This is a genomic window from Kribbella deserti (assembly GCF_042434725.1).
In the GTDB taxonomy this organism is placed as follows: domain Bacteria; phylum Actinomycetota; class Actinomycetes; order Propionibacteriales; family Kribbellaceae; genus Kribbella; species Kribbella deserti.
This window is the reverse complement of sequence record NZ_JBHLTC010000037.1, coordinates 144,247-169,322: the sequence shown is the minus strand read 5'-3', so window position 1 is coordinate 169,322 and position 25,076 is coordinate 144,247. Positions and strand designations below refer to the sequence as shown.

At 68.8% G+C, this 25,076-nt stretch carries 21 protein-coding genes; 15 read left to right on the top strand and 6 right to left on the bottom strand.

Annotation, left to right across the window (positions count from 1 at the left end; genetic code table 11):
* The first annotated feature begins 65 nt into the window (after positions 1-65).
* Positions 66-1,052, top strand: a complete 987-nt coding sequence (locus ACFFGN_RS29105; protein WP_380053852.1) for a hypothetical protein — start codon at positions 66-68, stop codon at positions 1,050-1,052.
* Positions 1,049-3,112 carry a YhgE/Pip family protein gene (locus ACFFGN_RS29100; protein ID WP_380053849.1) on the top strand — a complete coding sequence of 688 codons (2,064 nt, stop codon included), beginning with the start codon at positions 1,049-1,051 and terminating at the stop codon, positions 3,110-3,112. The genes ACFFGN_RS29105 and ACFFGN_RS29100 overlap by 4 nt, the downstream gene beginning before the upstream one ends.
* Positions 3,113-3,717: 605 nt before the next feature.
* On the opposite strand, the gene ACFFGN_RS29095 is transcribed toward ACFFGN_RS29100, so the two are convergent.
* Positions 3,718-5,115: a hypothetical protein gene (locus tag ACFFGN_RS29095; RefSeq protein WP_380053847.1), complete on the bottom strand. Its 1,398-nt coding sequence runs from the start codon at positions 5,113-5,115 to the stop codon at positions 3,718-3,720.
* A complete protein-coding gene (locus ACFFGN_RS29090) occupies positions 5,112-6,026 on the bottom strand; it encodes an N-acetylglucosamine kinase (protein ID WP_380053844.1) in 915 nt (304 codons plus the stop codon). Before ACFFGN_RS29090 ends, ACFFGN_RS29095 begins: the two co-directional genes overlap by 4 nt.
* 99 nt (positions 6,027-6,125) lie before the next feature.
* Between ACFFGN_RS29090 and ACFFGN_RS29085 the strand changes: the two genes are divergently transcribed.
* Positions 6,126-6,572 carry an LLM class flavin-dependent oxidoreductase gene (locus tag ACFFGN_RS29085; RefSeq protein WP_380053841.1) on the top strand — a complete coding sequence of 149 codons (447 nt, stop codon included), beginning with the start codon at positions 6,126-6,128 and terminating at the stop codon, positions 6,570-6,572.
* A gap of 89 nt (positions 6,573-6,661) precedes the next feature.
* Here ACFFGN_RS29085 and ACFFGN_RS29080 read toward each other — a convergent pair whose 3' ends face one another.
* Positions 6,662-7,402, bottom strand: coding sequence for a GntR family transcriptional regulator (locus tag ACFFGN_RS29080; protein ID WP_380053839.1), 741 nt, complete (start codon positions 7,400-7,402; stop codon positions 6,662-6,664).
* A 622-nt stretch (positions 7,403-8,024) separates the two neighbouring features.
* On the opposite strand from ACFFGN_RS29080, the gene ACFFGN_RS29075 reads away from it, so the two are divergent.
* From ACFFGN_RS29075 to ACFFGN_RS29035, 9 genes are all read left to right on the top strand, one after another.
* Positions 8,025-8,864 carry a TIGR03084 family metal-binding protein gene (locus tag ACFFGN_RS29075; RefSeq protein WP_380053835.1) on the top strand — a complete coding sequence of 280 codons (840 nt, stop codon included), beginning with the start codon at positions 8,025-8,027 and terminating at the stop codon, positions 8,862-8,864.
* Complete coding sequence (locus ACFFGN_RS29070) at positions 8,861-10,555, top strand: acyclic terpene utilization AtuA family protein (protein ID WP_380053833.1); 1,695 nt, start codon at positions 8,861-8,863, stop codon at positions 10,553-10,555. The genes ACFFGN_RS29075 and ACFFGN_RS29070 overlap by 4 nt, the downstream gene beginning before the upstream one ends.
* Positions 10,552-11,679, top strand: a complete 1,128-nt coding sequence (locus ACFFGN_RS29065) for an acyl-CoA dehydrogenase family protein (protein ID WP_380053830.1) — start codon at positions 10,552-10,554, stop codon at positions 11,677-11,679. Before ACFFGN_RS29070 ends, ACFFGN_RS29065 begins: the two co-directional genes overlap by 4 nt.
* Before the next feature lie 88 nt (positions 11,680-11,767).
* The gene (locus ACFFGN_RS29060; RefSeq protein WP_380053827.1) at positions 11,768-13,348 is read left to right on the top strand and encodes an acyl-CoA carboxylase subunit beta; all 1,581 of its coding nucleotides are present in this window, start codon (positions 11,768-11,770) and stop codon (positions 13,346-13,348) included.
* A gap of 5 nt (positions 13,349-13,353) precedes the next feature.
* A complete protein-coding gene (locus ACFFGN_RS29055) occupies positions 13,354-15,390 on the top strand; it encodes an acetyl/propionyl/methylcrotonyl-CoA carboxylase subunit alpha (RefSeq protein ID WP_380053824.1) in 2,037 nt (678 codons plus the stop codon).
* Positions 15,387-16,544: an acyl-CoA dehydrogenase family protein gene (locus tag ACFFGN_RS29050; RefSeq protein ID WP_380053822.1), complete on the top strand. Its 1,158-nt coding sequence runs from the start codon at positions 15,387-15,389 to the stop codon at positions 16,542-16,544. The genes ACFFGN_RS29055 and ACFFGN_RS29050 overlap by 4 nt, the downstream gene beginning before the upstream one ends.
* A gap of 27 nt (positions 16,545-16,571) precedes the next feature.
* Complete coding sequence (locus ACFFGN_RS29045) at positions 16,572-18,128, top strand: AMP-binding protein (protein WP_380053819.1); 1,557 nt, start codon at positions 16,572-16,574, stop codon at positions 18,126-18,128.
* Positions 18,125-18,940, top strand: a complete 816-nt coding sequence (locus ACFFGN_RS29040) for an SDR family oxidoreductase (protein WP_380053816.1) — start codon at positions 18,125-18,127, stop codon at positions 18,938-18,940. The genes ACFFGN_RS29045 and ACFFGN_RS29040 overlap by 4 nt, the downstream gene beginning before the upstream one ends.
* 1 nt (position 18,941) lies before the next feature.
* Complete coding sequence (locus tag ACFFGN_RS29035; protein ID WP_380053813.1) at positions 18,942-19,544, top strand: TetR family transcriptional regulator; 603 nt, start codon at positions 18,942-18,944, stop codon at positions 19,542-19,544.
* A gap of 344 nt (positions 19,545-19,888) precedes the next feature.
* Here the strand turns inward: ACFFGN_RS29035 and ACFFGN_RS29030 are convergent, their stop codons facing one another.
* The gene (locus ACFFGN_RS29030) at positions 19,889-20,662 is read right to left on the bottom strand and encodes a helix-turn-helix domain-containing protein (protein WP_380053810.1); all 774 of its coding nucleotides are present in this window, start codon (positions 20,660-20,662) and stop codon (positions 19,889-19,891) included.
* Between the two features lie 131 nt (positions 20,663-20,793).
* Between ACFFGN_RS29030 and ACFFGN_RS29025 the strand changes: the two genes are divergently transcribed.
* The gene (locus ACFFGN_RS29025; RefSeq protein ID WP_380053807.1) at positions 20,794-20,955 is read left to right on the top strand and encodes a hypothetical protein; all 162 of its coding nucleotides are present in this window, start codon (positions 20,794-20,796) and stop codon (positions 20,953-20,955) included.
* 77 nt (positions 20,956-21,032) lie between these two features.
* The gene (locus ACFFGN_RS29020) at positions 21,033-22,475 is read left to right on the top strand and encodes an MDR family MFS transporter (protein WP_380053804.1); all 1,443 of its coding nucleotides are present in this window, start codon (positions 21,033-21,035) and stop codon (positions 22,473-22,475) included.
* Positions 22,476-22,481: 6 nt separating this feature from the next.
* Here ACFFGN_RS29020 and ACFFGN_RS29015 read toward each other — a convergent pair whose 3' ends face one another.
* Positions 22,482-23,063 (bottom strand): hypothetical protein, encoded by a 582-nt coding sequence (locus tag ACFFGN_RS29015; protein WP_380053801.1) that lies wholly within the window; start codon positions 23,061-23,063, stop codon positions 22,482-22,484.
* 109 nt (positions 23,064-23,172) lie between these two features.
* Here ACFFGN_RS29015 and ACFFGN_RS29010 point away from each other — a divergent pair, with 109 nt between their 5' ends.
* Positions 23,173-24,198, top strand: coding sequence for a GNAT family N-acetyltransferase (locus ACFFGN_RS29010; protein ID WP_380053798.1), 1,026 nt, complete (start codon positions 23,173-23,175; stop codon positions 24,196-24,198).
* Positions 24,199-24,743: 545 nt separating this feature from the next.
* On the opposite strand, the gene ACFFGN_RS29005 is transcribed toward ACFFGN_RS29010, so the two are convergent.
* Positions 24,744-24,893 carry a hypothetical protein gene (locus ACFFGN_RS29005; RefSeq protein WP_380053795.1) on the bottom strand — a complete coding sequence of 50 codons (150 nt, stop codon included), beginning with the start codon at positions 24,891-24,893 and terminating at the stop codon, positions 24,744-24,746.
* Between the last annotated feature and the right edge of the window lie 183 nt (positions 24,894-25,076).

Below are 25,076 nucleotides of genomic sequence, written 5' to 3'. Positions count from 1 at the left end.
GGATACAGTTCCGTATTGAATACACAAACGTATTGAATACACTTCCGTATTGAACGAGGTCATCGATGCAGCTCAGCGCGCACGCCATCAGCGTCAAGGGCCCGCACGCCCCGATGCTGGCGCCGACGTCCATCGCCGTGTCCGGACATCAACTGGTGCTCCTGGCGGGTGATCCCGGCGCGAGTCATACGGCGGCTTCCCTCGGCCTGTCCGGTCGGCTGCGCGTCGACGGCGGCGGGGTGACGCTGGACGGCAAGGCCGATATGGCCGCGCTGCGCCGCCGGGTCGCGGTCGTGGATACGCCGGGTATCACCGAGCCGGACGACGCATTGCCGGTGCGCACGGTCATCGGCGAGGAACTGGCCATCGCGGGGCGGAAGGCCGGCCGTCGCGCCGTACAGGCCTGGCTGGAGGAGAACGACGCGAGCGAGTTCGGGGAGATGCGGTTCGAGCACCTGCCGGTCGACGCACGGACCCGGCTGCTGGCCGAACTGACCGTCGCCCGGCCCGACGTACAGGTGGTGATCCTGACGCTGCCGGATCGACTCGGTGGCGATCCGCATCACTGGTACGGCGTGGGGCGGGATCTGGCGGCGCGTGGGTACGGCGTCGTGATCACCTGCTCGGAGTCGTCGGCCCGGCTGCTGGATGTTCCGGCCGCGCGGCTTGGTTCGCTGGAGCCGCCTCCGCCGGTGCAGGTGCCTCCGGTGGTGAAGCCGGTCGAGACCACGGAGACCACGGAGGCCGTGGCCGCGGAGGAAGAGGCTGCGGAGGCGGAGGCTGCGGAGGCGGAGGCGGAGGCCGCCGAGGCGGAGGCCCCGGAGGCGGAGGTAGCCGAGGCAGGGGACGATCCGTCGCGCAAGGACATGCTGATCCCGCCGCCACCCAGCCCTAAGCCGGCCGCCGCGCCAACTGAGGCCGAGACCGACACCCAAGACGAGCCCGAGGCCGAGCCTGGGACCGCGAGCGCGGACGAGGCGGCGGACGAAGTGAGTGAAGAGCAGGACAAGAAGAGCGATGCCGGTACGTCCGGTGCGAAGGAGCAGGCATGACCGCGATCCGGATGGCGCTGAGCGAGCTTCGGCGGCTCACCGCCGGGCGGTTGCCGAAGCTGGCGGTGATCGCGCTGCTGACCGTGCCGATGCTGTACGGCGGCCTCTACCTCTACGCCAACCACGACCCGTACGGGCGGCTCGACAAGGTCCCGACCGCTCTCGTGGTCGAGGACGCGGGCACCACGTTGTCCACCGGCGAGAAGCTGACCGTCGGCCCGCGAGTGGGTGACGAACTCCTCGCGTCGCGGAGTTTCGACTGGCACAAGGTCAGTCGCGCCGAGGCCGACGCGGGTGTTGCCGACGGCAAGTACTCGTTCGCGCTCATCCTGCCGAAGACGTTCTCGGAGGATCTCGCGTCGAGCGCGGAGTTCCAGCCGCGCCGGGCGACGATCGAGCTGGCCACCAACGACGCGAACAACTACCTCGCCCATACGATCGCGAACCAGGTTGTTGCCGAGGTCACCAAGTCCGTCGCGGCCGAGGTCAGTTCGACGGCCGCCAGTAAATTGCTGGCCGGGTTCAGCACGATCCACGGGCAGGTGACGCAGGCCGCGAGTGGAGCCGCGCAGCTCAAGACGGGTCTGACCCAGGCCTCCACCGGCGCCGCGCAACTCCAGTCCGGCGCGGGCAAGCTCAAGACCGCGCAGGAACAGCTCGCCGCCGGCGCGAACAAGCTCAACACCGGCGCGGGTCAAGCAGCGAAGGGCGCGGGCGATCTCGCCAACGGCGCCGGCCAGCTCCGCACCGGGCTCAACACCCTCAAGACGAAGACGGCCTCGCTGCCCGCGGATACCCGCAAGCTCGCGAACGGCGCCGACCAGGTTGCCGATGGCAACGAGCGGATCGCCACCGTGGGCAAGGAGGTCGCGACGGCCTCTTCCACGTTGCTGCGCGACCTCTCGACCCTCGACGCCAACCTGGCGGCCCGGTTGCGCGCCCGCGGTTTCACCGAGCAGCAGGTGAAGATGGTACTGATCGAGACGTCGAAACTGCGCCGCCCGGTCATCGCCGCGAATACCAAGATCCAGTCGACGTCCCAGCAGCTCAACCAACTCGCGACCGGCTCCCGCCAAGTCTCGAACGGCGCCTCCCAGCTGGCCAACGGCATGCCCGCCCTCACCCAGGGCATCAGTACGGCGGCCAGTGGCGCGGGCAAGCTCAACACCGGCGCCAAGCAGCTCCGAACCGGCCTCGGCACGCTCCAGTCCGGCGCTTCCCAGCTGGCCACCGGCGAGCAGCAGGCCGTCACCGGCCAGACCCAGCTCGCGAATGGCGCCACCTCGCTGAACAGCGGCATGACCAAGCTCGTGACGGGCTCCACCCAGCTTGAAGCCGGTCTGGTCAACGGAGCCAAGCAAATCCCGGACCCGTCGCCTGAGGCCCGCAAGGCCATCGCGGAGACCCTTGGCGCGCCGGTAGCCCTGCAGAACTCCTCCGACGCTACGGCCGACAGCTACGGCGCGGGCCTTGCGCCGTTCTTCCTGTGCCTAGCCTGCTGGATCGGGGCGTACGTGCTCTTCCTGCTAGTCCGGCCTCTATCTCCCCGAGCCCTCGCAGCCAGCCAGTCGTCGCTCCGAGTGGCACTAGGAGGTTGGCTGCCGCCAGCCATCCTGGGAGCGGTTCAAGCCGCACTGGTCTTCACCGCGGTCAGTATCGGCCTAGGCATCAACGCGGTCCACCCGTGGCTCACGATGGCCTTCCTGGTCCTGACCTCGTTGACCTTCGTCGCGATCCTGCACGCCCTGTCGGCCTGGTTGGGCGCGGTCGGCAAGTTCCTCGGCCTCGTACTGATGGTGATCCAGTTGGTCAGCGCGGGCGGTACCTTCCCCTGGCAGACCATCCCCGAGCCGCTGTACTTCTTCCACCACGCTCTCCCGATGAGCTACGCCATCGACGGCGTCCGCCACCTCATGTACGGCGGCCCCGGCCCAAGCCTCGGCCTGGACCTCACCGTCCTACTCGCCTGGGCCCTAGCCGCCTTGTTCGCCTCCACCCTCGCCGCCCGCCACCAACGCGTCTGGCCCGCCAAAAAACTCCAACCCGAACTAGCCCTCTAGCCCACCTCCCCCCGCAGAACCCGGGCCCCACCTCCCGGCTTCTGCGGCGGGCGCTCGCTGGCTGCGGGGGCCGTTGACGCGTACGGGATCCTGCTGGGGAAGGGGCTCCGGCGCGACCAGCGCATGGTCCGGCGACTCGCGGCGGTTGGCATTCCGGCGGACGCGGAGATCGTCGCCTCGACCTGGCCAGCGTCGACGACAACAACCTTGCGCTCACGCTGCACGTCACCGGCCCTGGCATCGAACGCGATCCGCGCCCGGGGCACTACTGGGCCACCTATGAATGGCTGGCCATCGGCGAGGTGGGTTACCACCCCGGAATCCCAGGTGGTAACCCACCTTCGGAGTGGCCAGCCACTGCCAGGCAGCGGCCCGTTCAGACGTCCGGGAGGAGGACACGGCCTCCGTCGCACCAGCCCTGCCGACCGTAAGCCTGCCAATGGCCGACGGGGCGGCGTCCATAGGAGCATCCCCACTCGGCACCCGCGGACGGCCTTGGTTATAAGGGTCCGACGAAGGGCGACACGCCGCGTCACAAGGGTCCGATGATCGGAGACACGCCGTGTCACGAGGGTCCGATGAACGGTATGCAGCGGCGGGGCGGGCTAGAGAAGGGTGCGGGTCTGGGTGAGGAGGGTGTGGGTGGCGGTGGGGTCGAAGAAGCTGATCAGGGCTTCGTAGGTGCCGGTTTGGTGGGCTTCGGGGTCGACCAGGTAGCCGAAGTAGCCGTCGGTGTAGCCGATGACGCGGGTGATCGGGTACGGGCTTGCGGCTTGCAGGTGGAGACCGTGGGCCGCGAAGGGTTCGACCGGGAGGTGGATCCAGGCGATGTCGCCGAGGGTGACCACGCTGACCGGGAGGTCGTAGGCCTCAGGTAGGGCCGCGTCGCGCATTGCCGCCTGACCACGCGCGCCGTCCAGTCGCGTCTGGGCGATCCGCGCTGCCGGAGCTTCACCACGTGCCCTGCCGGAGTCACGAGCCCCGCCGGAATCGCCAGCCCCGCCGGAACCACGTGCCGCGTCGGAATCGCCAGCGCTGCCGGAATCGCGTGCGCTGCCGGAATCGCGTGCGCTGGCGGAATCGCGTGCGCTGGCGGAATCGCGTGCGCTGGCGGAATTGCCGGCCACGGCGTGTTGGGCGGCGGTGACGGTGGCGGCGATTTCGTCGGCGGGTGGCAGGTCTCGGACGGGGAGGCGGATCGTCGTACGGCGGATTTGCGGGGCTTCGGACGGTACGGCGTGGCCTTCCGTGGCGAGGGCGTCGAGCACACCGGCGGCGAGGATTCCGCCGAGGCGGCGGATTTCGGCGGCGTCGCGGCCTTGCCGGGTGAAGCGCGGGCTGACGTCACCGGCTGCGCCCTGGAGAAAGCCGACCACGGGCGCGGCCGAGATCGCCGTACGGGCCGCGCCCGGGTAGTCGGCGGACCAAAGCAGGTTTTCGGGGCCGTACGCCGTCGGATGACACGCGAAGTCGAGCAGTACGGCGGCCAGCGTGCCGTCGTACTGGCGGAGCGCGAGGGCCCCGGCGGTGTTGTCGTGCGGTCCGTCCGGGTGGTAGCGGTTGGTGCCGACGCCGGTCACCTCGGTCGAATGCCATGCGGCGATTACCGGCCGGCGCGGCAGCGAGGCGGACTCCACGGCGGCGATCAACGGTTTGTACAGCGCCGGCTCTCGCTCACCAGGGATGACCGGATGGATCGCCCCCGACCAGCCGGTCGGACCGGAGTGGGTGTGCGACGCGCAGACCAGCACCCGATCGGCGGGAATACCCGTCGCGGTCGAAGCGGCGGCGGCGAGTTCCGCGGTGAGCTCGGTTCCGGCGGCGACCGCGTCGAGGCTGAGCCAGAGCACGCCCGGATCGTCCTCGGTACTCAGCCAGATCATCGTGGCCCGGAGTGGATCCGCCGTGCCCAGCGCGGTTGCGGCGCGGGCGGCGTACCCGTCGAGGGGATGACCCGGCGGCGGTGTCACGTCGAGCGAGATTGCCCCTAGTAACAAGGTCATTCGCCGGCTCCCGAGCGGTAGACGGTGACCAGTCTCTCGTACGGTCCAAGTGGTCCCGTCGCGAGCCGGGCTGCTCCGTCCAGTGGAGTTCCGGCGGCCGGGCGTAGATCCGCCCGGGCGGGCAGGCGATCCCGCAATGGCGCAAGGAGTTGCTCGCCGGCCTGGAAAACCCCACCCACACAGGCGACCGGGACCAGGTCGACGCCTGGCAACGAGTTGATGCCTGCGGCAATAGTGTCGGCCAGTCCGGTCGCCGCGTCCAGAACGATGCCCTGAGCAACGAAATCGCCTTCCGCCGCGAATCGCAGGACAACCGGCGTGAACCGCGCGACGTCATCCACCACGGTCGGCGAGGGATAAAGGCTGATCGGGTCGAAGTCGAGACCGGCCAGCGCCGTGTCCGGCCCGCGCCCGTCGCGTGCTCGCAGCAGGGCGGAGATCCCCGCCCGGCCGATCCAGAAGGCGCTGCCGACGTCGCCGAACAGGTACCCGTGGCCGTCCACCCGATGCGAGGTGCCACCGTGATCGACCGCCAGGCAGACCGATCCAGTGCCGGCGGCGATCACCACGCCGTACCCGTCGGGCAGCGCACCCGCGTGGGCCGTCACCATGTCGACGCACAACCGGATCTCGCTGGCGTTGAGGAGTTCGGCCAGGTCCGCGGCGAGCATCCGCACGTCCGACGGATCGTTGGGATAGCCGGTCAGGCCGAGGCAGGCCACCTCAACCGGCTCACCGAGAACGCCCGCCTCGCCGGCCGCGCGACGTACGGCGGCCAGGGTAGCGGCGATCCCCTTGTCCCCGTGGGTGTAGCCGGGGCCGGAGCCACCGCGGCCGTCGGGCAATACGCGCAGTCGCAGGCCGGACTGGCCACCGTCAACCGCGATGGCCAGACCGGTCGGGATACTCATCGTGTCTCTCCTCGGGTGGTTCCGGTTTCCACTCTCGACGCCTCACCCCACCAACTCAAGCACCTCCAGTTCAACCCGCCGAGTGGCAGGGTGATCCCGATGGTCCGGCACCGGACCACCGGACAAGGCAGCCTGGGGCACAACCATGCCGGGAAGTACTACAGCTACGAGCAGGCTGCCATGACGGCCGGGCCGGTCCAGGGGCGGATTCCGCTGATCGTGGCGGCGAACGCTCCTCGCGCACTGGACGTGGTAGCCGCCCAAACGGACGGCTGGACCACGTTTCCCGGCACGGCGCCGGAGGACGAGTTCCGGGCCGCGTCGGTGAAACGGATCGAGCGGCTCGAACGCAGTGGCCGGCCGTTGCGCCGGATCCTGCTTGCCTACAGTGCGATCACGCCCTGGTCGTCGGTTGACGGTTTTCGCGCGATGGTTGCGGACTACGCGGCGATCGGCTTCGACGAGATCGGCTGCCATGCGCCAAAGCCGGAGGAGCGTGCTGTGTTCGACCAGGTCGTACCGACCCTGGCCGACTACCGCGACTGAGCTGCTGGTCAGTACGACGACCTGGTCCGGCCGGTAGTTGTGCCCGCCGTCGGTGGACTCGCCACCGGCGTCGTGTGGTCGTCGCGGGATCAGAGGCCGTTGGCGTCGGAGCGCGGTGTGGGGGTCATCCGGAGTTCGGCCGTGAAGGCGTAGCGATCGCCGCGATAGACGGCGGTGGTGTACTCGAAAACCCGCTCGCGCCGATCGAAGCTCACGCCGTGCGAAGCCAGGCACGGCTGGCTGGTCGGAATGTCGAGCCACTCGGCGGTTTTCGGATCGGGCATGGTCGGTTCCAGCTTGGACGTGCCGCTGATCAGCTCGATGCCGTACCGCTCGTCGAGTAGGTCGTACAGCGAGCCGTCGAGGTCCGAGGCCTGCAGGTCCGGCACGTAACTGCCGGGCAGGGCGGTTCGCTCGACCACCATCGGCAGGTCATCGGCCAGCCGCAACCGGGTGAACGTGATGACCGGATCCCCCACTGCGATTCGCAACCGCCGGGCCACGGCTCGATCGGCCCGGACCTGCCGGAACTCCAGCGTTTTCGTACCGGGCCGCATCCCCCGACGGCGAATGTCCTCCGCGAACGACATCATGCCCAGCCACTTCGCCACCTTCGGCCGGGTGGTGTACGTGCCGCTGCCGTGGCGGCGTACCAGCAGTTCCTCGATCACGAGTTCGTCGACGGCGCGACGTAGCGTCATGCGCGCGACGTTCCAGCGGGCGGCGAGTTCACGCTCCGCCGGCAGGGCGGCCCCTTCGGGCAGGGAGTCGATCAGGTTCAGCAGCAGGGCCCGGATCTCGGCAGCCTTCCCGGGCAGCGAACTATGCATGCCCCTTCCCTACACGCGATCCCGTCGCCAAAACAGCCCTTCGATCACCGTCCAAACCTCCCGCCTCCCCACCCGAGCTCGACACGCCCATGCAGGCGATTGCATACCGTTCATCGGGCGCTTGTTACCCGGCGTGTCGTGCTTCATCGGACGCTTTTGACGATGCCCGGGGGTTGGTTTGTTCAACCTCGGCGGCGGGTGGTCGTGTGGGGGGAGTTGGCGGGTTCCGGCTTTGGTGGTGGCGGGGTGGAGGTTGGCGACGATTCGCCCGAATTCGCCCGCCCAGGTGGGCGATCAGACTGGCCAGCCGAGGTTTGGGGCGAGCGAATGTAGACGAATCGGCGCAACGCCGGAGATCCGTGGGCGGTGGGAATGGGGCGGGGGCGAACGCGACGCTGTGGGATCCGTTGGTGGTCGGCTGCGGGCGGAGGGCGTGGCCGGAACGCCGTGCCGTCCGTCGGTGGTCAGAAGCGTCCGATGAACGGCGACACGCCGGGTCACAAGAGTCCGATGAACGGGGACACGCCGGGGCGGGGTGGGGGACGGGGATGAAAACAAGCGCGCTTGATTCTTTTTGGTTGGCGTGCGAGGCTCGGGCGGGACCGGTCGAACAGGAGTCGCCGTGGTTCAGCTGGATGAAGTGCTTGATGATCTTGCCGCCGAGAGCCAGGAGCTGGACCGCCTGGTCGCGGGTTTGCCCGCGGCCGATTGGGCGCGACCGACGCCGGCTGAGGGGTGGACGGTCGCCCACCAGATCGCCCATCTCGCGTGGACGGACCAGGCTTCGGTGCTGGCTGCGACCGATCCAGAGGGGTTCGCCCGTCATCTTGAGACGGCGTTGGCCAATCCCACCGGGTTCGTCGACGAGGGTGCCGCGGAAGGTGCCGCGTTGCCGCCCGACGAGTTGCTCTCGTTGTGGCGCGAAGGCCGTGGTGAGCTGGTTGACGCGCTCAGCGCCGTACCGGCTGGGCAGAAGGTGTCCTGGTTCGGGCCGCCGATGAGCCCGGCTTCGATGGCGACGGCGCGGTTGATGGAGACGTGGGCGCACGGGCAGGACGTGTTCGAGGCGCTGGAGGTACGACGTACGCCGAGTGAGCGGTTGCGGCATGTGGCCCACCTCGCGGTGCGGACGCGCGACTTCGCCCATCTGCTGAACGATCGCCAGCCGCCTGCGGAGGAGTTCCGGATCGAGCTCGTCGCGCCCGATCGCGAGATCTGGACCTGGGGACCGGAGGGCGCGAAGCAACGCGTGACCGGAACCGCGCTCGACTTCTGCCTGCTCGCGACCCAGCGCCGCCATCGGGACGACACCGACGTCGAGGCCGTTGGCGCCGACGCGAACGGCTGGCTCGACATCATCCAGGCGTTCGCCGGCGCGCCGGGCCCCGGCCGCCCGAAAGCCGCTCCCGGTGCTGACCGGCCGAACGGTGAACAAGGCCCGGCCGGAAGCGGCACGTCATGAGTGGGGCCACGGCTGGGATAAGGATCGGCAACGCGTCCGGGTTCTACGGCGACCGGTTCAGCGCCGTTGAGGAGATGCTCACGGGTGGGCCGCTCGACGTACTCACCGGGGACTACCTCGCCGAGCTGACGATGTTGATCCTCGGGCGGGACCGGCTGAAGGACCCGTCGCTCGGCTACGCGAAGACCTATCTCAAGCAGCTGGAAACCGGCCTGGGCCTCGCCCTCGACCGAGGCGTGAAGCTGGTCAGCAACGCGGGCGGCCTCAACCCGGCGGGCCTGGCCGAGGCCATTCAGGCGCTGTCGGATCGTCTCGGCCTGGCGCCGAAGATCGCGTACGTCGAGGGCGACGACCTCCTGCCGCGCGCGGCTGATCTCGGCCTCGGTTCACCGCTCACCGCCAACGCGTACCTCGGCGCGTGGGGCATCGCCGAGGCGCTTCGCTCCGGCGCGGACGTGGTTGTGACCGGGCGGGTTACCGACGCCTCGGTGATCGTCGGACCGGCCGCCGCGCATCACGGCTGGAAGCGGGACGACTTCGACGCCCTCGCGGGTGCGGTTGTCGCCGGGCACGTGATCGAGTGCGGCTGCCAGGCCACGGGTGGCAACTTCGCCTTCTTCACCGAATTGCCCGACCTGGCTCATCCGGGCTTCCCGATCGCGGAGATCCACGCGGACGGCAGTTGCGTCATCACCAAGCACGAGGGCACGGGTGGCGCCGTCACGGTCGACACGGTCAAGGCTCAACTCCTGTACGAGATCACCGGCCCGCGGTACGCCGGTCCCGACGTGACGGCCCGTCTCGATACCGCCGAGGTGGTCGCCGAAGGGCCCGATCGCATCCGGATCACCGGCGTTCGCGGCGAAGCGCCGCCCCCGACGTACAAGGTCTCGCTCAATTCGGTCGGCGGTTTCCGCAACGAGGTGGCCTTTGTACTGACCGGGCTCGAGCTGGAGGCGAAGGCGGAGCTGGTTCGGCGGCAGCTGCTGCCGAAGGCCGGCGAGGTGACCTGGACGTTCGCGCGGACCGAACAGCCCGACGCGCCGACCGAAGAGCAGGCCAGCGCGGTGTTGCGCTGCGCGGTGAAGGACCCGGATCCGAAGGTCGTCGGCCGCGCGTTCTCGAACCAGGCGGTCGAACTGGCGCTGGCGAGCTACCCGGGCTTTCACGTCACGGCGCCACCCGGGGACGCCGCGCCGTACGGCGTGTTCAAGCCCGCGTACGTCGGGGCCGGGTTGATCGAGCACACGGTGGTCCGGCCCGACGGGACTCGCCATCGCATCGAGCCCTCGGCCGAATCCAGGTCGTTGGAGGACCTCGCCGAGCCGGAACCGCCCGCGGCATTGCCGTCGACCATGGTTCGGCGGGTTCCACTCGGCACGCTCGCGGGCGCGCGCAGCGGCGACAAAGGTGGTGACGCGAACGTCGGGGTCTGGGTTCGCGACGCGACGGCCTGGCGCTGGCTCGCGCACTACCTGACGGTCGACCGACTGCAAGTATTGTTGCCTGAGGCAAAGGAATTGCCGGTCAGGCGGCATCTGCTGCCGAACCTGTGGGCCGTCAACTTCGTCATTTCAGGCATCCTCGGCGAAGGTGTCGCCTCGCAAGCGCGGTTCGATCCGCAGGCGAAGGCGCTCGGCGAGTGGTTGCGGTCCCGCCTTGTCGACGTACCGGAGGTCCTGCTGTCGTGAACACCCAAGAGCGCGAGGCGCTGCGCGAGACCGTACGTCGATTCATGGCCGCGGAGGTCCTGCCGTACCTGGACGACTGGGAGCGCGCCGGCGAACTGCCGCGCGACCTGCACAAGAAGGCGGGCGCGCTCGGTCTACTGGGCGTGGGCCTGGTCGATCAGGACGACAGCCGGCTCGCGGACGCCATCGCGGTGGTCGAGGAGATGCACTACGCGGGTGGTTCGGGCGGTCTGGTCGCGTCCTTGCTGACCTGCGGTATCGCCCTGCCGCACATCATCGCCGCGGGCGATCCCAACCACCTCGCCCGCTGGGTCGAACCAACCCTGGCGGGCGAACTCATCGGCGCGCTGGCGATCACCGAGCCGGACGGTGGTTCGGACGTCGCCTCGATCCGGACGACGGCCGTGCGCGACGGGGACCACTACGTCGTCAACGGTTCGAAGACCTACATCACCTCGGGGTGCCGCGCCGACTTCGTGACCACGGCCGTCCGCACCGGTGGACCCGGAGCGCACGGGATCTCCCTGCTGGTGATCGAGCGGGATAGGCCCGGCTTCACCGTTTCGCGCAAGCTGGAGAAGATGGGCTGGGCCTGTTCCGACACGGCCGAGTTGTCGTTCACCGACTGCCGGGTGCCGGTGGCGAACCTGGTCGGCGCCGAAGGCAGTGGGTTCGTTCAACTCGCGCTCAACTTCGTCAGCGAGCGACTCACCTTGGCGGTTCAGGCGTACGCCGGGGCACAGCGGGCGCTCGACCTCAGCGTCGAGTGGTGCCGTGTGCGGGAGACGTTCGGCCGGCCGTTGATGGCGCGCCAGACCGTTCAGCACACGCTGGCGGAGATGGCCCGGCGGGTCGACGTGGCCCGCGTCTACGTGCATGACGTCGTACGGCGCGCACAGGCGGGTGAGGACGTCATCGCCGAGGTCTGTTTCGCGAAGAACACCGCGGTCGAGGCGGGCCAATGGGTGACGGACCGGGCTTTGCAGTTGCACGGCGGCCTCGGCTACATGCGCGAGTCCGAGGTCGAACGGCAGTACCGCGACCAGAAGATCCTCGCCATCGGAGGCGGGACCACCGAAATCATGACCGGCCTAGCCGCCAAACGACTGGGGTACAGCGTATGAAGAACTGTTGCGTTCATTCGTCGCGATCCGCCCTTCCAGCGCTGCTGCCCGCGTCTGAAGGCTCACGGCGAAGGGCGGATTGCGACGAATGAACGCAACAACGGTTGAGAACGCCGAGGCCATGTTGGAGAAGTTGGCGGCCTTGGAGGTCGAGCACGCGAAGGCGCTCGCCGGAGGTGGCGAGAAGTACGTCGAGCGGCATCATCGGCGGGGCAAACTCCTGGCGCGCGAGCGGATCGAACTGCTGCTGGATCCGGATTCGCCGTTCCTGGAGTTGTCGCCGTTGGCCGGCTGGGGTTCGGACTTCACCGTTGGCGCCTCGCTGGTGACCGGGATCGGCGTCGTCGAGGGAGTCGAGTGCCTGATCACGGCGAACGACCCGACGGTCAAAGGCGGCGCGAGCAACCCGTGGACGCTGCGCAAGGCCTTACGTGCCGACGAGATCGCCCGGCAGAACCGCCTTCCGGTGATCAGCCTGGTCGAGTCCGGCGGCGCGGATCTGCCTACCCAGAAAGAGATCTTCATTCCGGGTGGCGCGATGTTCCGCAACCTGACCCGGTTGTCGGCCGAGGGCATTCCGACGATCGCGCTGGTGTTCGGCAACTCCACCGCGGGCGGCGCGTACATCCCCGGCATGAGCGATCACGTGGTGATGGTCGACGGTGGCGCCAAGGTGTTCCTGGCCGGACCGCCGCTGGTGAAGATGGCGACAGGCGAGGACGCCGACGACGAATCCCTCGGCGGCGGCGCGATGCACGCTCGCACCTCGGGCCTGGCCGACTACCTGGCCGTTGACGAGGTGGACGCGATCCGCCTCGGCCGGCAGATCGTCTCCCGCCTGAACTGGAAGAAGCTCGGCCCGCCACCTGCTTCGTCGTACGACGAGCCGTTGTTCGACGCGGAGGAGTTGCTCGGGATCGTGCCGGGTGATCTGAAGATCCCGTTCGATCCGCGAGACGTGATCGCCCGGGTGGTGGACGGTTCTTCCTTCGACGAGTTCAAACCGCTGTATGGCTCGAGTCTCGCGACCGGCTGGGCCTCGCTGCACGGGTATCCCGTCGGCATTCTGGCGAACGCGCGCGGGGTGTTGTTCAGCGCGGAGGCGCAGAAGGCGGCGCAGTTCATCCAGCTGGCCAACCAGGCGAACACGCCGTTGATCTTCCTGCACAACACCACCGGTTACATGGTCGGCCAGGAGTACGAACAAGGCGGCATCATCAAGCACGGCGCCCAGATGATCAACGCCGTCTCGAACTCGCTGGTCCCGCACATCTCGATCCTGATGGGCGCTTCGTACGGCGCCGGGCACTACGGCATGTGCGGGCGCGCGTTCGATCCGCGCTTCCTGTTCGCCTGGCCGTCCGCGAAGTCCGCGGTGATGGGCCCGCAGCAACTCGCGGGCGTGCTCTCGATCGTCGCCCGGGCCGCCGCGGCCGCGAAGAACCAGCCGTACGACGAGGAAGGCGATGCCGCGATGCGGGCCTACGTGGAAGGCCAGATCGAGGCGGAGTCGCTGCCGATGTTCCTGTCCGGGCGCCTGTACGACGACGGGGTGATCGATCCGCGGGACACCCGGACCGTGCTCGGGTTGTGCCTGTCCGCCATCCATTCGGCTCCGGTCGAGGGAACCCGCTTCGACGGCGCCAACTTCGGCGTCTTCCGGATGTGAGGCCGATGATCACGTCAGTACTGGTCGCCAACCGGGGTGAGATCGCGCTGCGGATCTTCCGGACCGCGCGCGAACTCGGGCTGGAATGTGTCGCGGTCTATTCGACGGCCGACGCGTCCTCGCCGCACGTTGCCGAGGCCGACGCCGCCGTACATCTGCCGGGCAATACGCCGAGTGAGACGTACTTGCGGGCCGACCTGCTGATCGAGGCCGCGCGCAAGACCGGCGCGGACGCGATCCACCCGGGCTACGGCTTCCTGTCGGAGAACGCCTCGTTCGCCCGGGCGGTGATCGAGGCCGGGCTGACCTGGATCGGGCCGACGCCGGAATCGATTGAGTCGATGGGATCGAAGGTCGAGTCCAAGCGGTTGATGGCCGCGGCGGGAGTTCCCGTTCTCACGCAGCTCTCGGACGTGACGGCGGATGACCTGCCGGTGCTGGTGAAGGCGTCCGCGGGTGGTGGTGGTCGCGGCATGCGCGTGGTCCGCCGGCTGGAGGATCTCGCGGGCGAGCTGGAAGCCGCCGAGGCCGAGGCGTTGTCGGCGTTCGGGGACGGGACGGTGTTTTGCGAGCCCTATCTCGCGACTGGGCGGCATATCGAGGTTCAGGTTCTTGCGGACACTCACGGCACGGTGTGGGCGGTTGGCGAGCGCGAGTGCTCGATCCAGCGCCGTCATCAAAAGGTCGTGGAGGAAGCGCCTTCGCCGTTGGTGTCACGGTTGCCGGCCATGCGGGCCGAGTTGTTCGAGGCGGCTCGGAAGGCGGCTGCCGCGATTGGGTACGTCGGCGCGGGCACGGTCGAGTTCCTTGCGGATGACGACGGGCGGTTCTTCTTTCTCGAGATGAACACGCGGTTGCAGGTCGAGCACCCGGTGACGGAATTGACGACTGGCCTGGATTTGGTCGCCCTTCAGCTGTCGATCGCGGACGGCGTCGCGTTGCCGCCCGCGCCACCGGCGACGGTTGGGCATGCGATCGAGGTCCGGCTGTACGCGGAGGACCCGGCCCATGATTGGCAACCCCAGAGCGGAGTCCTGCATCGGTTCCAGGTAGGTGACTTTGCGACGAGTGAACGCGTTCTGCGCCCCAACGTCGGCACGGTTGACCAGATTTCAGGGAATATCCCGGACGAGGAAGGGGCGCAAAACGCGTCCACTCGTCGCAAAGTAGGCGTGCGGGTGGATTCGGGGGTGGCGGACGGCGGCGTGGTGTCGGTGTTCTACGACCCGATGCTGGCGAAGGTGATCTGCTGGGCGCCGGAGCGGGAGACCGCCGCGCGAAGGCTTTCCGCCGTACTGGCCCGGGCGGAGATCCACGGCGTCACCACCAACCGGGACCTGCTGGTCCGGATTCTGCGACACCCCGCCTTCCTCGCCGGTGAGACCGACACCGCGTTCTTCGAGCGGCACGGCCTCGCCACACTGGCGGAACCACTTGCCGACAAGGAGACCGAGGAACTCTCGGCTTTGGCAGCCGCGTTGGCCGACGCCGCGGTCCGTCGTACCTCCGCCAAGGTCCAAGGCCGTTTGCCCGGCGGATGGCGGAATCTCGCGTCCGCGCCGCAGCGCAAGACCTACGCCACGGCCAACGGCACGTACGAGATCGCCTACCGGTTCGCCCGCGACGGGCGGCTCCTCGGCGAGCACGAACTCCTCAGCTGCACGCCGAACGAGGTCGTGCTGGCGGTCGGCGGCGTACGTCGTACCTTCCGGGTCGCGGCGTACCCGGGCCTGGTCTGCGTGGATTCACCGCTCGGGCCCGTCGCGCTGACCCCGGTCGAGCGATTCCCCGACCCCACGGCACAGGTCGCGGCCGGTTCGTTGCTGGCGCCGATGCCGGGCACGGTGGTCCGCGTTGCCGTGGCGGTGGGGGATCAGGTCAAACAAGGTGAGCCTCTGCTCTGGCTGGAGGCGATGAAGATGGAGCACACTGTCGCGGCACCGGCCGACGGCATTGTCACCGAACTGTCCGCGGAACCCGGCCGTCAGGTCGAGGTCGGCGCCGTACTCGCAGTGGTCCAAGCACCGGAGGAATCAGCATGAGCTTCGTCGAGACCGAAGAACGCCGGGCACTGCGAGCTGCCGTGAGCGAGCTCGGCCGCAAGTACGGCTACGCCTACTTCAACGAGAAGGCCCGTTCCGGTGGGCAGACCACCGAGCTGTGGCAGGAGGCAGGCAAGCTCGGCTACCTCGGCGTGAACCTGCCTGAGCAGTACGGCGGTGGTGGTGGCGGTATGGCCGATCTCTCGATCGTGCTGGAGGAACTCGGCGCCGCCGGATGTCCGCTGCTGATGATGGTGGTCTCGCCCGCGATCTGCGGCACGGTCATCGCCCGCTTCGGCACGCAGGGCCAGAAGGAACAGTGGCTGCCCGGACTGGCCGACGGCTCGACCACGATGGCGTTCGCGATCACGGAGCCCGACGCCGGATCGAACTCACACGGCATCACCACCACGGCCCGGCGAACGGACTCGGGCTGGACGTTGTCCGGCCGCAAGGTCTACATCTCCGGCCTCGACGTGGCGAAGGCCGTCCTGGTCGTCGGCCGGACCGAGGACGCCCGCACGGGCCGGTTGAAGCCCGCGCTGTTCGTCGTACCGACGGATGCGCCGGGGGTGGAGTTCCGGCAGATCGAGATGGACCTGATCAGCCCGGACAAGCAGTTCGCGTTGTTCCTCGATGATGTCGCGCTGCCGCCCGAGGCCCTGGTGGGTTCGGAGGACGCGGGCCTGATGCAGCTGTTCGCCGGGCTCAACCCCGAGCGGGTGATGGCGTCCGCGTTCGCCATCGGGATCGGCCGGCACGCGCTGGACAAGGCCGTCGCCTACGTCAAGCAACGCGAGGTGTGGGGCAAGCCGATCGGCAGCCACCAAGGCCTCGCGCATCCGCTGGCGCAGTGCAAGATCGAGCTCGAACTGGCCCGGCTGATGATGCAGAAGGCCGCCGCGCTGTACGACGCGGGTGATGACGTCGGCGCGGGCGAGGCCGCGAACATGGCCAAGTACGCCGCCGCGGAAGCGACCGTGCGCGCCACCGACCAGGCCGTCCAGTGCCTCGGCGGTAACGGCATGACGGTCGAGTACGGCGTGGCCTCGCTGGTCGCGGCCGCCCGGGCCAGCCGGATCGCGCCGGTCAGCCGCGAGATGATCCTCAGCTTTGTCGCCCAGCACAGCCTGGGCCTGCCGAAGTCGTACTGAAATCCGTCTCTCTGGAGGTTCCGCCCGATGGTGATCCGCAGTGAGTACCCCGATATCGAGATCCTGGATGTGCCGATCCATGACGCGGTGCTCGGACGTGCCGCGGAGTACGGCGACCGGCCCGCGCTGATCGACGGTGTGACCGGCAAGGAGATCACCTACCACCAGCTGGACGCGATGACCCGGCGGATGGCCGCGGCCTTTGCCGAGCTAGGGGTTCGGCACGGGGACACGATCGCGCTGTACAGCCCGAACACGATCCTCTACCCGGTCGTGTTCTACGGCGCCACCCGGGCGGGCGCCACCGTCACGACGGTGAACGCGCTCTACAACGCGGCGGAGCTGGCGAAACAGCTGAAGGACTCGGGCGCGCGGTTCCTCGTCACCGTGTCGGTCTTCCTGCCGGTCGCGACCGAGGCCGTCGCGGGGACTTCGGTGGAGGAGGTCTTCGTCTGCGACGAGGCGGAGGGCTTCCGCTCGGTGCTGGAGTTGCTCGGCACGAAAGCACCCGAGCCGGTGGTGGAGATCGACCCGGCCAACGATGTCGCCGTACTGCCGTACTCGAGTGGTACCACCGGCGCGGCCAAGGGCGTGATGCTGACCCACCGCAATATCGGCACGAACATCGTGCAGGCCGAGGCCTCGATCAACGTCGCTCCGGGTGAGCGGATCATCGCGATCCTGCCGTTCTTCCATATCTACGGGCTGACCGTGCTGATGAACCTGCCGTTGCGGCTCGGCGCCACGGTAGTGGTGCTGCCGAAGTTCGACCTGCAGCAGTTCCTCACGGTTTTGCAGGACCACAAGATCAACCGGGCCTTCGTCGCGCCGCCGATCGTGCTGGCGCTGGCGAAACACCCGGCGGTGGACGGCGTCGACCTGTCCGAGCTGAAGTACGTCACGTCCGCGGCGGCACCACTCGATGGCGTCCTGGCCGAGGCCTGCGCGAAACGGCTCGGGCTGCACGCCGTACTGCAGGCCTATGGCATGACCGAGCTCTCGCCCGGCACGCACGCCGTGCCGCAGGACGAGGTGGATCCGCCGGCTGGTGCCGTGGGCAAGCTTTTCCCGTCCACCGAGATGCGGCTGGTGGATGCCGAGGGCAACGACACCGAGGTGGGCGAGATCTGGATCCGTGGCCCGCAGGTGATGAAGGGCTATCTCGGCCGCCCGGCGGAGACCGAGGCAACGATCGACCGCGATGGCTGGTTGCACACCGGCGATATCGGCCGCGTCGACGAGCGGGGCTACCTGTATGTGGTGGATCGGTTGAAGGAGCTGATCAAGTACCACGGCTACCAGGTTCCGCCGGCCGAGCTGGAGGCCGTCCTGCTCACCGACGACCGGATCGCCGACGCGGCCGTCATCGGTGTGGCCGACGCGGACGGGCACGAACTACCCAAGGCGTTTGTCGTACCGATGCCGGGCGTGACGCTGACCGAGCACGACGTGATCGCGTACGTCGCGGAACGGGTCGCGCCGTACAAGAAGATCCGCCGGGTCGAGTTCATCGAGGCGGTACCGAAAGCGGCATCGGGCAAGATCCTTCGCCGTGAACTCCGGGCCCGGGAGGCCAGCGCATGACACTCGCCGGCAAGACCATGATCATGTCGGGCGGCAGCCGCGGTATCGGCCTCGCGATCGCCCTGCGCGCCGCCCGCGACGGCGCGAACGTGGCGCTGGTCGCGAAGACCACCGATCCGCATCCGCAACTGCCCGGCACCATCTACTCGGCGGCCAAGGAGATCGAGGCCGCGGGCGGTAAGGCCCTGCCGATCGTCGGCGACGTACGCAACGACGAATCCGTCGCCGAGGCCGTCACCCGGACGGTCGAGGCCTTCGGCGGTATCGACATCGTGGTGAACAACGCGAGCGCGATCGACCTGTCGAAGACCGACGAGATCAGCATGAAGCGGTACGACCTGATGCAGGACATCAACGCCCGCGGCACGTTCCTGCTGTCGAAACTCGCCATCCCGGCGCTACGGCGATCCCCGCACGGACATATCCTCACGCTGTCCCCACCGTTGAACCTGTCGCCGCGATGGGCCGGCGCGCACCTGGCCTACACGATGGCCAAGTACGGAATGAGCCTCACCACGCTGGGCCTGGCCGAGGAACTACGGCCCGACGGGATCTCGGTGAACTCGCTCTGGCCCCGTACGTTGATCGCGACCGCCGCGGTGCAGAACCTGCTCGGCGGTGCCGAAGCGACAGCCCGGTCGCGCACGCCGGAGATCGTGGCCGACGCGGCGTACGTCGTACTGAGTGGCTCGGAGACCGGGCAGTTCTTCATCGACGACGAGGTACTGGCCTCGGCCGGCGTGACCGACCTGACGCCGTACCGGCTGGCGGCGAGCGAAGCTGACCTGGCGCCGGATATCTTCCTCGATTGACATGTCTGAACTTCCGAAAGAGCCTCAGCAGGACCGAAGCCGGGCCACCCGGCAGAAGTTGCTCGAGGCCGCAGTCGAATCCCTGGCCGCCGTCGGCTACGCCGCGACCACAGTGGCGGTCGTCGCGGCGAGGGCCGGGGTATCGCGTGGTGCCGCACAGCACCACTTCCCGACCCGAGCCGACCTGTTCGCGGCGGCGGTCGAGTACATGACCGAGGTACGACTGGCCGAGATCCGCGAACAAGCCGCCGCCCTTCCGGGTGGCGCCGGCCGCACCGAGGCCATCGTGAGCATGCTGGCCGACGTCTACACCGGCCCGCTGTTCCGCGCGGCCCTGCACCTGTGGGTCGCGGCCTCGACCGAAGAACCGCTACGACGCCAAATCACCAGCCTCGAAAGCCACGTAGGCCGCCAAGCCCACCGCGCCCTACTGGAAGTCCTCGAAGTCGACGAACGCACCCCCGGCGTCCGCGAAACCGTACAAGGCGTCCTGGACATGGCCCGCGGCCTAGGCCTGGCCGACCTCCTAACCGACGACAGCGCCCGCCGCCAACGCATCGTCCACCACTGGGCCCACCTCCTGGACCAATCCCTCCCGCGCTGACCCGCCCCCCGGACGCCGCATCGGCTGGCCGCGCGGCTACCGGGTTCTGGCGCGGCTACCGGGTTTCGGGTTGCCCGCTGCCGAGTTGTTTGACCGCTACCCGGTTGCAGCCAGGTACTCATGAAGAAACTCGGCAGCCGTCCCAAAAGCCGGTACCCGCCGACGTCAATCACCGCATTCCGCGTCCGACCGTCGGAAAGAATCCACCCGCACCACCCGTGCCAGCCGAAGCCACCCCACGACCAAGCATCCACATCCGCCACCACCCCGGCGCGGCGGAAGACGTCGTACCGGCGCCGGAAGACCTCGTACCGACCGCGGAATACCGTACCGACGGCGGTGGTCTAGGTATGCGTGCCTGGAGTGTGGCCGAAGGCGCGGCGGAAGACGTCGATGAAGGCGCTGGCGGAGGACCAGCCGCACTGGTGGGCGACTGCGGTGACCGGGTGCTGTTCCGCGAGTAGGCGGAGGGCCAGGTGCAGGCGGAGCTGCGTTCGCCACTGCGGAAAGGTCATGCCGAGATCGGTACGGCACAACCGGCTGAGGGTGCGTTCGGAGGCGATGCCCTTGCCGAGCTCGGTCAGGGTGCTGTTGTTGGCCGGGTCCTCGTGCAGCATGGCGCACACCGCCGCGAGTCGTGGATCGCGTGGGCTCGGCAGATGCGTCGGCCGCTGCGAGGAGTGCCGCAACTGATCGAGCAGTACGGCGCGCAGGCGGTCCCGCTCGGCGGCCTCGGCCGGGCTGAGCGGTACGGACGGGCCTGCCACGGGTTCGTCGTACCGGCCGTCGGTGTAGGCCAGGATCAACTCGCGCAGCAGCGAACTGACCACCAGCGCCGACGGCGTGGAGAGCCCGAGCGGGTTGTCCTGGATCGGCAAGGCCACCGCGTGCATGGAGGTTTCCCCGTACGCGCGGTGCTCGTGCACGGTGCCGGCCGGCAGCCAGATCGCCCGGGTCGCCGGGGCGATCCAGCTGCCCGCGTCGGTGGTCACCGCCAGCAGGCCGCTGCCCGCGTAGATGATCTGGTGATGCTCGTGCCAGTGCGCGTCGATCCCGCCACCGGCGCGCATCGGCGTGACACCGGTGGTGGCGGGCAGCAGTTGGCGGGTATCCGGCATAGCTTGGCATTTTATCGGAAGTCGGCCAGTGCCTGACTCGGCATCATCAGTAGGTGAAGAAGTCTGGCCGATGGAGCTGACGGCCGTCGCGTACGGCACGGCCATCCGCACCACTCTGGGGGAGTCGGTAAATGCGCAAGGACAGCAGGTTCGGACCGGTGTGCGTCGTGGGCTGGGGAGGCTCGGGACCGCTCGAACCACTCGAGTTGCTCGACCCGGTCGCACCGGACCACGAGGAGCAGACGTCACACGAGCAGCCCGACGGTAACCCGGAACTCGCCACCGCCTGCTGATCACGCCGGAGGTCACCTCCTGAGGGCCGCAATTTCGGGTGATGCTTGTTGCCGCGATGACATAGGTTTTCTTTGTCATGACAACGGAACGGATCGAGCCCGAGGGCGTGGGTCTGCGCTCGCGGCGTGGGCCGGTACTGCTGGCGGTGATGCTGAGCGTCGGGCTGGTCGCGATCGACGCGACCATTCTCGCGACGGCGGTGCCGTCCGTGGTCGAGGATCTGGGCGGGTTCACGCAGTTCCCGTGGCTGTTCTCCATCTACCTGCTGGCGCAGGCCGTTTCAGTGCCGATCTACGGCAAGCTCGCGGATCTGCGTGGGCGCAAGCCGATCATGCTGCTGGGCATCGGCCTGTTCGTGCTCGGTTCGGTGTTGTGCGGGTTCGCCTGGAACATGGCCTCGCTGATCGTGTTCCGGTTGATCCAGGGGCTGGGCGCGGGCGCGGTCCAGCCGATCAGCATGACCATCGTCGGCGATATCTACACCGTGGCCGAGCGGGCCCGGGTGCAGGGCTATATCGCGAGTATCTGGGGAATCGCCTCGTTCGTGGGTCCGACCCTGGGCGGCGTCTTCTCGGACTACCTGTCCTGGCGGTGGATCTTCTTCGTGAACATCCCGCTCGGCATCGCCGCGGCCTGGATGATCTTCCGCCGGTTCGAGGAGAAGGTGCAGCGCGAGGGCCGGCCGCGGATCGACTACGCCGGCACCACCTTGCTGGCCATCGGTGGCACGTTGCTGCTGCTCGGCCTGCTCGAAGGTGGCGTCGTCTGGGCGTGGGACTCCGCCGTCAGCATCACGGTCCTGGCCGTCGCCGCGATCACGCTGACCGCCTTCGTCCTGGTCGAACGCCGGGCCGCCGAGCCGGTGCTGCCCCTGTGGGTGCTGAACCACCGGGTGCTGAACTCCGCGAATGCCTCCGCGCTGCTGATCGGCGTACTGATGGTCGGCCTCTCGACGTACGTGCCGCTGTTCGCGCAGGGCGTGCTCGGGCAGAGCGCGCTGGTGGCCGGATTCGCGCTGGCCGCGATGACGCTGGGCTGGCCGATCGCGGCCTCGCTGGCCGGACGGTTCTACCTGCGGCTCGGATTCCGTACGACGATGCTGCTCGGGTCCGCCGTGGTGGTGACCGGCGCAGGTCTGCTGGTGAGCGTGGGCTCGACCAGTTCGGTGGTGTACCTCGGGTTCGCGTGTTTTGTGATCGGTATCGGGCTCGGGTTCTGCTCCTCGCCCGCGATCGTCGCGGCGCAGTCGTCGGTGAACTGGCAAAGCCGTGGCGTGGTGACCGGAGCCACCATGTTCGCCCGATCGGTGGGTAGCGCGGTCGGGGTGGCGGTGTTCGGCGCCGTCGCGAACGCCGTCGTCGCCTCGCGGCTGGGTGGCGCGCACGATGACCTGGAACACCTGCCGGCCGACGTACTGGAACCGGCCATTCACGACGTCTATCTAGGCGCAGCGATCGCGGCGGTGTTCCTGATCGTCGCGGCGGCGTTCATGCCGAACCGCATGACGCCGGTCGAATAGCGCCGGTCAAGGTCTGGGCGCGAAGAGAGCGGCGGCGAGACTGGCCGCCAGCAGAATCAGCCAGGTGGTCGTCGCCACCCGGCCCGCGACCGTGAGATGCGCCTTCGTCGTCGGCTCCGGGCGGAACTTCCTGAACAGCAGCGACGCGATCGCCAGCAACAAAAGATAGAGGAACAACACGAGAAACCCGCAGGCCCAACCGAAGCCGAGGGGCCGGCTGTCGGCCAGCGCGGCGCCGAAGCGCTCCTGATCGGTCTCATGCCGGCCCGGCAGCAGCATGGCGGCGCTCCCGGCCCAGACGATCCCGGCGTACCCGATCGCCACCTTCACCGGCCGGCTCATCCGCTCCTTGAGCCAGACGAGCAGGGACCACGCGAGCAAGGGCCCGCCGCCCCAGCACCAGCCGATCAACCGCAGGGCCAACTCGTCATGCCCGGCGATCCGGCCGAGCGCGCCCACCACGTGCGGCGCGAGCTGGCTGCCGCCGAGGCCGCAGACCAGAAGGACCAGGAGCAACGTGCCGACCGCTCGGCGCTGCGTCGGCGTCGGCTTGCGGACCGCCGTTCCGGTCGCGGGATCGGTGCTCACGGCAGCACTCTGGCAGACCCCCAGCTCAGGTCGTACTGGCTCAGGTCGTACTGGCTCAGGTCGTACCGGGCCGCGGAAAGGTGTCGGCGCGGTGAGGCAGGGTGTGGTCATGACCGTTGAGCCGCGCGACCCGGAACTCGATTGCGTCGGGGCGCTGATCCAGGACGCGCGCGGCCGCGTCTTCGTGCAGCGCCGAACGGCGGAGCGACGTCTGCTGCCCGGAATCTGGGACATCGTCGGTGGCCATCTCGAACCAGGTGAGACCCCGGCGCAGGCACTCGCGCGGGAGATCGAGGAAGAGACCGGCTGGGTGCTGCGCGAGACCGTGGCACTGATCGCCGACTGGCAGTGGGAGTACGACGGGGTCGTGCGGCGCGAACTCGACTACCTGGTGACGGTCGACGGCGACCTGACGGCACCCCGGCTCGAAGTGGGCAAGCACGACGCCACCGCCTGGGTCGGACCGGACGACCTCGAACTGCTGATGGTGGGCCGTACCGATGGCGACCGCCGACTGCTCGACATCGTCGGCCGGGCGGTCCGGTGCACGGTGACGGACCGGTTGCGGCTCGAACCGGTCACAACCGGACATGCGGCGGACCTCCACGCCGTACAAGCGGACCCCTGGGTCGCCGAGTGGTACGACGGCGCCTGGTCGTACGACGAGGCGAAGGCCCGCGCCGCGTGGTTCGAGGACCAGTGGCGGGCCGACGGCGTGAGCAAGTGGCTGGCCTACCGTCGTACCGGCGAGCTGGTCGGCCGCGGCGGGCTGTCCTGCCTCGCGCCGGACAACCCACTCGTGGCGGCGATCGCGTCGGTGCTGCCCGCCTCGGTGGCGGAGGTGTGGCGCCGGGACCGGCTGGAAGTCGGGTGGGCGCTGACCGCGCAAGGGCGGGGCCACGGATACGCCGCGGAGATCGGGCGCGCCGGGCTGGACCTGGCGTTCGGGAAAGTTGGCGCGGCCGCCGTGGTGGCGTTCACCGAGCAGCACAACCAGGCGTCCCGGGCGGTGATGGCCCGGCTCGGAATGCGGTTCGCCGGGGAATTCACGGCGGAGGGCCTGCGCGAGGGCGCGGCCGGAGTGGTGCCGGATGCGGCGTTCGCGTTGTGCGTGATCGGCCCGGACGTCCGCTAGGCATCCGGCCCGCCGTCCGCACGAACAGCCGCGAACACCTTCCTTGACCGGGGAACGACGCGGGGCGGACGGGCCCACGCGTCGTACCAGGCCGCTGCCGGTACGGCGCCGGGCGGACGGGCCCAGGTGGTCGTACCAGGTTGGTCGGTGCCGGTACGGCCTTTGGGCGGACGGGCCCGGCGGTCGCACCGTTTCACCTCACGCTGGGTGACCGTCCAGGCGCGACGGTCACACAGCGGAGTGGCCAGCCGCTGAAGGTGCTCGGTGTGTGAGGCACGACGAGCGCGCGCTCCGGCGGGAGGTGTTGGCCAGTGAGGTGGTTCTTTGGATCGGCTGGGCGGCGGCGACACAGGGAATCAACCGCGGCCCAGCCGGGCCGTTGGTGATGCGGTCCGGATCTGAGGAGGGATCCGGACCGCATCAGATGTCCGGGACTGAGGATTGCCCCGGACCCTCTCCGTGCTCCTGGATGTGAGGAGGTCCCAGGAACACCTGCCGAGGTCCCTGAGGAGGACCCGACTGGTCTGATGTGTGCTGGTACAGCGCTAGAGGTCGGCCGGAGCCTGCGGTCCGAGCAGATCGTTGGTGACCCGCAGACCGGCGAAACGCCGGCGCATGGCCTGCTCGTAGCGGGCGGCGAGCGGCGCGTCGGCGACGTACTGCGCGATCACGTGCTCCCCGAACCAGACCCGCACCCGGCGTCGGTGCTGTCTTGATGTCAATTCTGCTACAGGCACTACTCACTCACCCCGTAACTCTAGGCCGGTTCAACCAGTTGGAATTACTGGTTGTCATGGCAGTAATGGTGCACGGGCCATGAGTGACCGCTCTAGGACCTGGGAAGGACATGTACAGGACCTTTGGCGGACATCTGCAGG